Below are 11,391 nucleotides of genomic sequence, written 5' to 3' on the forward strand. Positions count from 1 at the left end.
CTTACAAATCAATGACTTACGGAGCGAGTCATTGATTTGGGCGCCCCGCGCGGGGCGCGTTGATGGACTTTTTGCGAGTCCATCAATCTTCAGGGGAGAAATGCCAGATGGGAATCTTCGACAAGTGCATCAATTACACAGATCCGGACAAGGTCATGGCTGCCGGAGTCTATCCCTACTTCAGGACGATCGAGTCCCAGCAGGATCCCGTAGTCATCATGGGCGGCAAGGAGGTCGTCATGTGCGGGTCCAACAACTACCTGGGTCTCACCTCTGATCCCAGGGTCAAGGAGGCAGCTGTCGACGCCATCAGGAAGTACGGCACCGGCTGTGCCGGCTCCCGCTTTCTGAACGGCACCCTGGACATCCACGTCCAGCTGGAAGAAAAGCTGGCCGCCTTTTTCCGGAAGGAAGGGGCGCTGGTCTACGCTACGGGCTACCAGACCAACCTGGGAGTGCTGTCAGCCCTGGTCACCCGGGGGGACATCGCCCTCAGCGATCGCCAGAACCACGCCTCCATCGTCGACGGTCTGAGGCTCGGATACGGTGATATAAGGAAGTTCAAACATAACGATGTCAAGGACCTTGATCGTAACCTCGAAAGCCTGCGGGACAAGAACAAGCTGGTGGTGGTGGACGGGGTGTTCAGCATGGAGGGGGACATCACGCCCCTGGACGGGATCGCCGGGCTCAGGAAAAAACACGAATTCGGCATCATGGTGGACGATGCCCACGGAGTCGGTGTGCTGGGTGCAACCGGTAGGGGGACTGCCGAACAGTTTGGTCTGGAGGACGAGGTGGATATCATCATGGGGACCTACAGTAAATCCCTGGCCACCATCGGCGGGTTTGTGGTCGCTTCCGCGGATATCATCAAGTATCTGAAGCATGTGAGCCGTTCCATGATCTTTTCGGCCAGCCTCGCCCCTGGCCTTGTGGCTGCCGTGAGCGCTGCCCTCGACATTATCGACCAGGAGCCGGAGCGCCGTGAAAAGTTGTGGAAAAACACCAGAAAGATGTTGGATGGGTTCCAATCATTGGGTTTTGATACCGGCGCCGCCGCCACGCCTATCATCCCCGTGATCGTGGGCGACGATATGCTGGTTTTCAAGATGGCCATGCTGCTTCAGGATGAGGGTGTGTTCGTCAATGCGGTGGTCAGTCCGGCAACACCTCCCGGCAGGGCCCTTCTCCGGACGAGCTACATGGCTACCCATACCGACGAACAGCTCGACCGTGTTCTGGAAGCGTTCGAGAAGGTGGGGAGGGGCGTAGGTTTGATATCTTGATGCACTCAAGATATCAAACCCCACGAGGGGGAGAAGGGGAGAGGGGGCGACGGGGCGAAACAAGGCGGGATCGGTTTTCTGCCGATCCTGTTTCTTCGGAACCGTTATTATGAACTTGCGGATCGTTCCCGCCGATACCGGCCGCGCCTTTAAACAGTTCATCAACCTTCCCTGGTCGATCTACAGGGACGATCCTTACTGGGTTCCGCCCATGAAATCGGCCGTCCGCTTCCTGTTGTCATCGAAGCACCCCTTTTACCGTCACGCCGAAATACGGCTGTTCCTGGCCATGAAACAGGGCGTTCCCGTGGGTCGGATCGCGGCCATCGTCAACCACCGTCACAACGAATTCCACGACGAGAAGGCCGGCTTTTTCGGGTTCTTCGAGTGTGTGGACGACCAGGACGTCGCCGACGCCCTCCTGGCCGGGGCCCAGGACTGGCTGGCCGCGTCAGGAGCCGATATCGTCCGCGGACCGGTCAACCCCAGCACCAACGAGGAGTGCGGGCTCCTGGTGGAGAACTTCCTCTCCTCACCCATGGTCATGATGACCTACAACCCGCCCTATTACGCCGACCTCCTGGTTGGGGCAGGTTATGAGAAGGCGAAGGACCTTTACGCTTACTGGTATCACGTGGGTAAAAAACTGCCCGACAGGCTGGAACGGATCGCCCGAAAGGTGAAGGAGCGGGAGCCCGGGCTCAATGTCAGGCCCATCGACATGGGGCGTTTTACCGAGGAACTGGATGTCGTCAAGGTCGTCTACAATGAGGCGTGGGAGCGGAACTGGGGCTTCGTGCCCATGACGGCCGAGGAACTCGATCACATGGCACGCCAGCTCAAGCCGGTGGTTGTCCCCGAAATGGTCAGTCTTGCTTTTGTTGACGATGAACCGGCCGGGTTTATCCTGGCCCTTCCCGATCTGAACCAGGTCCTGAAGATCCTGAACGGGACCCTTTTCACCCCCAGGCTATTTAAAGCCCTGTCAGCCGGCAGAAGGATCCGGACGGGCCGCTGCCTCACCCTCGGGGTCCGGGAGAAGTTCCGCAAGAAGGGGATCGAGTCGGCCATGTTCGCGCAGGTCTGGGGAGCGGGTATCGAGAGAGGATATCGGTACGGGGAGTTCTCCTGGATCCTCGAGGACAACACCATCGTCCACGATACGGCGACAAGGGTCTTTTCTGCCGAACATTACAAAACCTACCGGATCTACGAAAAGCCTTTAGGGGAGAAGCCCTTGGGGGAAAAGCCGCTGGTATCATCCCATGGCCCTGTCTGACATCCGGAGCGAGATCCCGAGGACCTTCTTTCATATCGTCGGGGGGATCTCCCTGGCCTGCGCGGCCTGGTTCCCTGACCCGCCGACCAACCAGATCGTTCTGGGCTTGATCTTCGCCGCTTCTGTCGCGGGAGAGATCGGCCGCCTGACCTTCCCCGGCCTTAACCGTCTGACTCTGGCTGTGGCCGGGTCCGTGATGCGCCCGGGTGAGAAAAAAGGGCTTTCCGGGCTTCCGGCGTTCACCGGCGGTGTCTTCGCGGCGTTCCTCCTGTTCCCGAAGCCGGTCGCCCTCGCGGCCCTGGTACCCCTCCTTTTCGGGGACCGCGCCGGCCTGCTGGTGGGGAAGGGTGTGGGCCGGATCCGGATGTGGGGCAAGACACTGGAAGGGAGCCTGGCCTGCCTGGTGGTGAGTTTCCTGGTATACATTCTCCTGGCCTGGAGTTGGCCCGGGGTTTTCGGGTATCCGCGGGGCGTGCTGTTCACGGCCGCGTTGGTGGGAACAATGGCCGAGGCGATGCCAAGACCCTTCGACGACAACATCACGATACCAATAGCTGTTGGTATTTTTCTTACACTCGTAACCTAGAACGATGCGCAAGGAGCGAAGAAAGAAGGAAATGCGTGTTTCCTTCGCTCATCGTTCTTCGAGCTTCGCGCTCATTTTTTGAGGTCAACTATTAAAGCTCTTAGCTCAAAAAATGGTTCAATGATCCGCCGGGCACTTTCCGACGCGATACCTATCGTGGTCGGATACATCCCCATGGGCGCGGCCTACGGGATCCTGGCCCGCCAGGCCGGCATGGAGTTCCTGCCTGCCGTTTTCATGTCCCTGGTTGTCTTCGCCGGGGCCAGCCAGTTCATCGCCGTGGGGCTTCTCGCCGCCGGGGCAACGGCCTTCGAGGTGGTGGGGACCACCCTGTTTGTGAACCTGCGCCATGTCCTCATGAGCGCCTCCCTGTCGCCTCATTACCAGGATGCCCCCCGGGGGGTCATCCCGTTCGTGGCCTGGGGGGTGACTGACGAGACCTTTGCCATCTCCATCGGGCGCTACATCGCCGGCGAGGCTGACCACAGGTACGGCCTGACCCTCCATTACACGGCCTACGCAAGCTGGGTGTCCGGGACGGTTGCAGGCGCTCTGGCCGGGACTCTCATTCCTCCGGCTCTCCAGAGCAGCCTGGAATTTTCCCTTTACGCCATGTTCGTTGGGCTGGTGATCCTCCAGATCACCGACAGGCTGCACCTTGCGGTGGCAGCACTGTCCGCAGCGCTCTGTACCCTGCTCACGGGGGTTATGAAAGGAACCTGGCCGGTCATCGCGGCCGCGATCCTTGGGGCGACTGTGGGGCTCGTTCTGGAAAGTTGGACGCGAAAACGCCCTTCGGCGGGCTCAGGGCAGGCGGGGGACACGGGGAGGACTATGAGTCCAAAGTCCAAAGTCCAAAGTCCAAAGGGAAACCTGGAACGCGGAACCCGGGACTCGCAACTCCCAGGAAGATCAGAATGAATACGGAGCGACTCATTCTGATCTTCCTGGGAATGTGGTCCGTGACCTATTTCCCACGCCTGGCGCCCCTGTTCGCCCTGAGCCAGGTGCGCCTGCCCGCGGGGCTGTTGACCTGGCTGTCCTACCTGCCGGCGGCCATCCTCTCGGCCTTGATCCTCCCCGGCGCCATCATGAGGAACGGCTCCGTGGATCCGGGTTTGACCAACCCGGCCGTGTGGGCCCTGGCGGCGAGCTTTCTCGTGGCTGTAAAGACACGCAACCTCATCCTGACCATGGTCGCGGGCGGGGTAGTCGTGTTCGTGGGGCAGACGATGATCTGAGTTTTCGGTTTGCAGTTTACGGTTTACAGTTGATAGAGTCGCGAAAAGTCCAGGCGTAATTTTTCCCGGCTCATTAATATCCTGGGGAAAGGGAAAAGCGTCGTTTTCCCTTTCCTCACGGATCGACGACATATTTGCCGGTCATCTGGAAGTTTGATGCGAGGAACTGTTCTGGAGCCTTTATGGTCAGCAACTTTATGAAAATAAAGGGTAAAGTGACGTAGCTGGCATGGAGGACGACCCTGGCGCTGTGTCTCCTTTCAGGGTTCCTTCCCGCAGGTGCGGCGTTCGCCCAGGGTCCCCTGGAACTGACCCTATCCAATGCTGTCGAACAGGTCCGCCTCCACAACCTTTTTGTCGAAGCTGAAAGTTATTCGGTAGCCGGAGCCATGGCCGGGATCCTCCAGGAACGGGGCAAATTTCATCCAAGGCTCAATTTCAGTCTCTCCCATAATACCCGGGGGTACGAAACGCCATCCCAGCTGGAGCCCACGAGGGAGGAAAGCGCGCGCGGGGACCTGAGCCTGGAGATGATGACCCCCCAGGGGACACCTATGAGGTGAGCCTGGGCGGTCAGTGGGTAACAAGCGATATGGGGTTCCTTGTGCAGAATCCGTACTACCAGTCCGAGGCCGCGGAAACCATGGTCCGTCCTCTCATACGGGGGGCGGGGGACAATATCGCCAGCACGGGGATCGACGCGGTGCTCAATGCCAGGCAGGATGACCACGAGGCGCAGATCATTTCAGAGGCCGGGCAGCGGGGACGGGTGACCGTGGCCACCAACATGGCCGGGCGCGGTACAGACATCACACTGGGCGACGGTGTCATGGAACTGGGCGGGCTTCATGTCCTCGCCACCGAGCTGCATGACGCCGGCCGCATCGACAGACAGCTTTACGGGCGTTGCGGGCGCCAGGGCGATCCTGGCGATTACGAGGCTGTCGTTTCCCTGGAAGACAACCTGTTCGACGGGCACATCGAAAAACCCCTGGGCCGGTTGGCGGCCAGGCTCACCAACCCGGATTCACCGCTGGGGAACCTGGCCGGCCGGCTCTTTGCCGGGATCGTCCAGAGAAAGGTCCAGAACGAGCATTTCCAGCTCAGGAAGAACCTGCTGAGGATGGACGAGGCCATGGAGAAAGCGATAGCGTTTTCAGGGAAAGGCGAATGAATCAGCATACAGCTGATTCATTCGTGTATCCGTGGAGCGTGATTGCGTGTAAGCGATAGATCTTCTCGCGCTTACGCTTTACGCACGAACGCACCCACAAGCGTGGTAGGGCCCTTTGGGCTCCTATGCGGCTCCGCGCACGTACGGCAATGACAGGACAAAGAACCCGTACAGCATAAGGATCCCTGCCGCGGCCCAGCGGGGGATGGTCCCGTACCTGCGGATGATAAGCCAGGGGATGATGGTCACAATGAGCAGGACCGGGAATTCGTATTCAGTCGTCCCGTGCGGGATCGGAATGGGCCTGACCATGGATACCAGTCCCAGTGCCATCCCGATATTGATGATGTTGCTCCCCACGACGTTTCCCACCGTGATATCCGAATCCCTTTTGAAAGCGGCAACGACGCTGGTGGCCAGTTCAGGCAGAGAGGTGCCCACGGCGACCAGGGTAAGGCCGATAACGATCTCCCGTACTCCGAAGTAACGGGCCACGGCGATGCCTGAGCTCACCAGCAGTTTGGCACCCACGAGCACCACAATGATGCCGATGACAGTCAACCCCCAGCTTTTACCAACTGTAACTGTCGGCAGGTCTGTATCCGTTGTCTCGCCTGCCTCGTGGGGACTGGTCACCGTGTAGTGGAGGTAACCGGCGCATACCAGGGCGAGGATGAAACCGTCGAAGCGGCCCAGTGTCCCGTCGAAGGACTGGATATACAAAAGGCCCGTGAGCGCCAGCAGGAAAGGGTAGTCGACCTTTTGAAGGGATTTCGGGACGACCAGCTCCAGGAACAGGCAGGACAGCCCCAGGACAAGGGCAAGGTTCGCGATGTTGCTCCCGATCACGTTGCCGAGGGCGACCTCGCTGCTCCCGGTCACAGCCGCGATGAGGGTCACTACCAGTTCGGGGCAGCTGGTGCCTAAAGCCACCACTGTCGCGGCCACGGCGAAGGTGCTCATACCGGCGCGCAGCGCGAGTCCCCTGGCGCCCTCAACCAGATAGATGGCCCCGAAATACAGGGCCAGGATGCCGACGGCTATGAGGAGGAAATGAGTGATCATGACAAGTAGCCGGTAGCCAGTAGCCAGGAGTCAGGAGAAAGGCTGTTCAATCGCTCTTCTGCCTTCCGGCTTTTGTCTCCTGTTTTTCTCCCGCGTGGATACAGGCGATCCCGAAGGTGAGCGGCCTGTACCTGATATTCACGAGGCCCGCTTCGAGCATCTCCCGGCCCAGTTCAAAAGGGTTGGGGAAAGCGTCCACCGAGCGGGGCAGGTAACGGTAGGCCCCCTGGTCGCCCGAGATGATCCCTCCCAGCAAAGGCATCACACGGTGGAAATAGAAGTTGAACAGCGGGCCGATGAGCGGCCGGTCCAGGGGTGAGAACTCCAGGATAACCACCCTTCCCCCGGGTCTCAAGACCCGGGCCATCTCCCTGAGGGCGTCGACCCTGCTGCTGAGGTTTCTCAGGCCGAAGGCGATGGTGACAGCTTCGAAAGTCTCTTCGCCGAAGGGAAGGGCGTAGGCGTCGCCGGCGGTGAGACGGATCCTTTCAGACCGCCTTCTTTCAAGCTTCCGTGAGCCGATCTTGAGCATGGGGAGGGTAAAATCGGCGCCCACGATGAGGCGCCGTCCCGGCCGCTCCTTCTCCAGGGTCAGGGCGACGTCGGCGGTCCCGGCGGCCAGGTCCAGGACGGGGTGTCCATCCCCCGCCGGGATCTCCGAAACCAGCTCCCTGCGCCAGCGCACGTCGGTACCGAGGCTGAAAAGACGGTTCAGCAGATCGTATTGTCCCGCGATGGATGAGAACATCCGGCGTACGGCCGGAGAACCGGAAATGCCTGGCTCAGACAAATATTACTCCTGTTGTTGAAGTGTTGAGGATATGCAAGTGCTCGGAATATATCCGAAAAGAGAAGGAAATTAAACAAAAACCCGGAAAAAATTGGTTCATCCGGTTAATACATACAGGTGCGGCGTCACACCCAAACCCGGAAGAGCGTTCACCACCCGTTCGTCACACCAGGCATGTGACTCACTGGAGGCACGGAGAGAGGCGGAGAAATCCTTTTCCAAAGGAGAGGTCAGATGTGGGATGTGGAATCAGTTTTCGAGCATCTTCAGGAACTCGTCCACGATTTCCTGATCCCACATCCCTTCCTGGGCTTCGCTGCGAAGGATCCTGGATGCTTCCTCGGGTGAAAAGGCTGGACGGTATGGACGGCGGCGGACGAGGGTGTCGTAGACGTCGACGACCGAAACGATCCTCGCCGGCAGGGGGATATTGTTCCCCCGGAGCCCTTCCGGGTAACCCTTGCCGTCCATCCGTTCGTGGTGGTGCTTGATAACAGGAAGCGCGCCGTCGAGCATGGAAAAGGCTCTGCACAGGTCGTAACCGAGCCTGGGGTGGGATTTGACCACCATGAACTCTTCGGCCGACAGCATGCCCTCCCTGGTGATGATCTTGCCCGGCAGAAAGATCTTGCCCACATCGTGAAGGAGGCCTCCCCACCGCAGGGCGTCGATCTTATCCGGTTCGAGGCCGAGGCGGGCGCCGAGAGCCACCGAGAGGTTGGAAACATGCTGCCCGTGCCCCTGGACATCCGTGTCCCCCTCCTCCAGGAGCCTGACGAGCCTTTTGAGAAACGCCTCGACCTCCTCCGTTCCGGACATCAGTTGCGCGAGATCCAGGGAGCTCTTTACGCGATGGAGAAAATAATCGTTGGAAGCGCCTGCCGGAATGTAGTCGGCAGGAAGAAGGGCGGATGGTGAAGGGCCTTCCCCACCGCCTCCCTCATACCTGATGAGTATGGGAGTGTCGCGGCTTGTGAGGGAAGGGCCGAGCCGTTCCATGAGATCGGGGATCTTGTCCAGGCCGCCCTGGAGGATCACCAGGCTTGCATTGATCTTTCCGGGATCCCGCTTCTCCTCCATCGGCAGGATTTGGACCTGTCCGAACCCCTGGGATCTCAGGAGGGAGGCCAGTTCCTCACCACCCCGGCTGTCTCCGGCGACAACGATCCTCTCGCCCGAGGCGTGGCTGGTCTCGCCGCCGGTGAGATCCCGGGCCCTGTTCCTGAGGGAATCCCTGATCTCGTCGGTTCCCCATCCTTCCTCCCCTATGGACACCGTGACCAGGCGGATCTCCCACGGCGGCACCCCCATGTCCTCGGCTCTCGACATTATCCTGGACAGGGCGATCTGGGCCCTTTCAGATGGCGTTTCCGGGAGGATGAGGGACAGGTCCGTCTCGCCGGTGATGAAATCGAGATCGAAATTTCTGAGTATGGACCTTATCTCGCCGGCGATTTTCAGGAAGCTTTCCCCGGACTGGAATCGGATGCGGGCAACGGTGAAGGGAAGCTGCGCCTTCTGGGACCAGTTCACGATCTCCGGGTAGACGAAGCGGAAAAATTCCAGGAGAGGGATGCCCGTGGACGGATCGGAAAATCCGTTCCTGCTCAGGAGGAGGGCGTTGCCCAGTAATTTCTGATGGCCCCGGTTCCTGTCGAGGAGCCTTCGGACACGGGCGAGCACTTCGACGTTCCGGGCAGGCTTGATGAGGTAATCGTCGGGGCCTGACTCCATCCCGACGACGCGGTTATCCAGTTCGGGAACCGATGTGAGCATGAGCAGGGGTGTGTACCTGGTCTCTTCCTGTTTCTTCAGGTAACGGCAAAGCTCAAGGCCGTCCAGGTCCGGAAACAGAAGATCCACGATGATCAGCTGCGGCGCTTTTTGCCTGATGTGCCAGAGAGCGTCAGACGGCGTTCTCGCCTTGACGACCTCGCACGGGATCTGCTCGAGCAGCCGTCCTATATTCTCCATCTCGGAGGCCTCGTCCTCTACCAGCAGAACGGTCGGGATTAGGTCGTCGTGGGTGAAAGGCCTGATCTTCTTTCGGAGCAGGAACTGTTCCTGGATGCGGATCTGGCCGAGGAGTTGACGGTTCCTGAGAAGAGACCCGACCCTGGCGAGGAGTTCCAGGGACCTGACCGGGCGCATCAGGGTGTCGTCAAGGCCTTCCCTGAGGTTTATCGGAACGTTGTCCTCTTCGTCGGGATCCATGAGAAACAGGAGGGGCAGGGGAGCGGCCTCGTCCAGTTGCCCCATGAGTCGCACAAAACCGCCGTCCTCGCCGGCCGCGCACCTGTGATCGATGATAATGATGTGGGGGACTCCCTCTGCCACGCGATCAACGGCTTCGGAAGGGCCGTGGACAGCGACGACATTGAAGTCGGCACCCAGAAGCTGGGCCCGGAGCACAGCCCGCTCGGAATTTTCAGGGGTTATGATGAATACGAGGGGATTCCAGGTCATAATTTGCGCTTCTGCACCGATCTTGTCGCGCTCATGCACTGAAATTTCAGATCACGCTGAAATTCCTCAGCTGACAGTTATCGTGTTCTTCCCACGATCCTTGCTGCGGTACATGGAAACGTCGGCGCTTCTGAGAAGCCCCTTCAGGTCCTGTGCGTCCTCGGGGAAATTGGCGACGCCGAAACTCGCCGTGACCTTGACGTGGTGGCCGTCTTCCTCAAGGCACACAGCTTCGTTCAACGCGACGCGGATCTTCTCGACTGCTTCGATGGCCTCGTTCTTGTTCCGGCCGGGCAGGACGACGACGTATTCGTCGCCCCCGTAACGGACCAGGAAGTCGTCCCCGGCGAGCTGGGTGGCGATGGCTTCGGCGACCTCCTTTAGGACCTTGCTTCCCATGGGATGTCCGTATGTGTCCACGATGCGCTTGAAGTTGTCCATGTCGAGGAACACCAGGGACGTCGCCTGTCCTGAATCGATGATCTCGGCAAGTTTCTGGTGCAGGAACCTGCTGTTGTAAAAGCCGGAGACGTCGTCGGTGACGACCAGTTTCTCGATCTTCTCGTGGTTGAGGGCGTTGCTGATGGAGATGGCGACGAAATCGGACAGGATCTGGAGAATGGGAAAAATCCGGTGCTCGAACAGTTCCTGGTTCTCCGGGTTGATGATCTGCAGGACACCGATGACCCTTTCGCCCAGCTTGAGGGGCAGCGTGATGAGGGAGTGGGTCTTGAATCCGGTCCGGCTGTCCACCCTTTTGTCGAAATGAGGTTCGCTCCCGGTGTCCGGAACGAGGATCGGCTCGCCCGTTTCGGCGACCATTCCGGCCAACCCTTCACCGACCTTCAGTGTCAGCCTTTTGAGGTCCTTTCCCTCCAGCCCGACCACCACCTCGAAGCGAAGCTCCTGGCGCTCGGCGTCCATGAGGTAAAGGGTCCAGTTCTGGGCCCGGATCAGCTGGCTCAGGCGGTTCAGAATGATCTTCAGGATCTCTTCCCTGTCGAGGGTCGAGGTGACGGCCTTGCCGAGCTCGACACACGCCATAAGTTGTTCGGTCAGGTCGCTCATGGTCTTATCTCCAATGGTGGGTTGGAATCTTCAAGGTTCTCAAGCAGTTACATTCCACATGCATTACTGAAGGTAACGGTACAGAAGTAAGGTGTCAAGGAAAGGAGTTTACCCGGTCAATGATAAGGGGATAAACAGTGAACAGTTGATTATTTACAGCGACACACCTTGGTGAACCGTTCCGCGGTCCGATTCATGGTGAAAAGGGCGCCTCAAGGTGGTATTTTCTTGAATCCGGGTAAATAATGATCGATTGAGGGAGGTGCTATCGTGTCGTGGTCAGGGGAAAAGTTGAAAAGAAGGATCATGGTGACAGCCGTGTGGGCCATTGGAGGAGCCCTGCTTTTCCTTTGGGTGGGGATGACCCTGATAGCATATGGCCTTTTGAGAGCGGATGAACCGGCGCAGGCCGATGCTGTTGTCGTTCTTTTCC

Annotated in this window: 10 protein-coding genes; 6 read left to right on the forward strand and 4 right to left on the reverse strand. The window is 59.2% G+C overall.

The features are described 5' to 3' along the window. Positions 1–107 precede the first annotated feature (107 nt). The 6 genes from P1S46_09280 to P1S46_09305 all read left to right on the forward strand — a co-directional run bounded on the left by P1S46_09280 (position 108) and on the right by P1S46_09305 (position 5,569). Positions 108–1,289: a pyridoxal phosphate-dependent aminotransferase family protein gene (locus P1S46_09280; protein MDF1536678.1), complete on the forward strand. Its 1,182-nt coding sequence runs from the start codon at positions 108–110 to the stop codon at positions 1,287–1,289. A gap of 109 nt (positions 1,290–1,398) precedes the next feature. After that, positions 1,399–2,568: an N-acetyltransferase gene (locus tag P1S46_09285; GenBank protein ID MDF1536679.1), complete on the forward strand. Its 1,170-nt coding sequence runs from the start codon at positions 1,399–1,401 to the stop codon at positions 2,566–2,568. Next, positions 2,555–3,154, forward strand: a complete 600-nt coding sequence (locus tag P1S46_09290) for a hypothetical protein (protein ID MDF1536680.1) — start codon at positions 2,555–2,557, stop codon at positions 3,152–3,154. Before P1S46_09285 ends, P1S46_09290 begins: the two co-directional genes overlap by 14 nt. A gap of 120 nt (positions 3,155–3,274) precedes the next feature. Next, positions 3,275–4,075, forward strand: a complete 801-nt coding sequence (locus P1S46_09295) for an AzlC family ABC transporter permease (GenBank protein MDF1536681.1) — start codon at positions 3,275–3,277, stop codon at positions 4,073–4,075. Beyond that, a complete protein-coding gene (locus P1S46_09300; protein ID MDF1536682.1) occupies positions 4,072–4,395 on the forward strand; it encodes an AzlD domain-containing protein in 324 nt (107 codons plus the stop codon). The genes P1S46_09295 and P1S46_09300 overlap by 4 nt, the downstream gene beginning before the upstream one ends. A 559-nt stretch (positions 4,396–4,954) precedes the next feature. Then, positions 4,955–5,569, forward strand: a complete 615-nt coding sequence (locus P1S46_09305) for a hypothetical protein (GenBank protein MDF1536683.1) — start codon at positions 4,955–4,957, stop codon at positions 5,567–5,569. A 123-nt stretch (positions 5,570–5,692) separates the two neighbouring features. On the opposite strand, the gene P1S46_09310 is transcribed toward P1S46_09305, so the two are convergent. From P1S46_09310 to P1S46_09325, 4 genes are all read right to left on the reverse strand, one after another. After that, positions 5,693–6,634, reverse strand: a complete 942-nt coding sequence (locus P1S46_09310) for a calcium/sodium antiporter (GenBank protein ID MDF1536684.1) — start codon at positions 6,632–6,634, stop codon at positions 5,693–5,695. Between the two features lie 46 nt (positions 6,635–6,680). Then, positions 6,681–7,424 (reverse strand): bifunctional demethylmenaquinone methyltransferase/2-methoxy-6-polyprenyl-1,4-benzoquinol methylase UbiE, encoded by a 744-nt coding sequence (gene ubiE, locus P1S46_09315; protein ID MDF1536685.1) that lies wholly within the window; start codon positions 7,422–7,424, stop codon positions 6,681–6,683. A 249-nt stretch (positions 7,425–7,673) separates the two neighbouring features. Beyond that, entirely contained in the window at positions 7,674–9,890 is a 2,217-nt protein-coding gene (locus tag P1S46_09320; protein MDF1536686.1) for a response regulator, read from the reverse strand. Between the two features lie 66 nt (positions 9,891–9,956). After that, complete coding sequence (locus tag P1S46_09325; GenBank protein ID MDF1536687.1) at positions 9,957–10,958, reverse strand: sensor domain-containing diguanylate cyclase; 1,002 nt, start codon at positions 10,956–10,958, stop codon at positions 9,957–9,959. Between the last annotated feature and the right edge of the window lie 433 nt (positions 10,959–11,391).

The sequence above is a fragment of the bacterium genome (assembly GCA_029210545.1).
GTDB lineage: Bacteria > BMS3Abin14 > BMS3Abin14 > BMS3Abin14 > BMS3Abin14 > JARGFV01.

Bases quoted from the DNA above. Each gene is read 5' to 3' on its own strand.
- P1S46_09290 (MDF1536680.1), top strand. From the start codon at position 2,555: ATGGCCCTGTCTGACATCCGGAGCGAGATCCCGAGGACCTTCTTTCAT.
- P1S46_09295 (MDF1536681.1), top strand. From the start codon at position 3,275: ATGATCCGCCGGGCACTTTCCGACGCGATACCTATCGTGGTCGGATAC.
- P1S46_09325 (MDF1536687.1), bottom strand. From the start codon at position 10,958: ATGAGCGACCTGACCGAACAACTTATGGCGTGTGTCGAGCTCGGCAAG.
- P1S46_09310 (MDF1536684.1), bottom strand. From the start codon at position 6,634: ATGATCACTCATTTCCTCCTCATAGCCGTCGGCATCCTGGCCCTGTAT.
- P1S46_09280 (MDF1536678.1), top strand. From the start codon at position 108: ATGGGAATCTTCGACAAGTGCATCAATTACACAGATCCGGACAAGGTC.
- P1S46_09300 (MDF1536682.1), top strand. From the start codon at position 4,072: ATGAATACGGAGCGACTCATTCTGATCTTCCTGGGAATGTGGTCCGTG.
- P1S46_09320 (MDF1536686.1), bottom strand. From the start codon at position 9,890: ATGACCTGGAATCCCCTCGTATTCATCATAACCCCTGAAAATTCCGAG.
- P1S46_09285 (MDF1536679.1), top strand. From the start codon at position 1,399: ATGAACTTGCGGATCGTTCCCGCCGATACCGGCCGCGCCTTTAAACAG.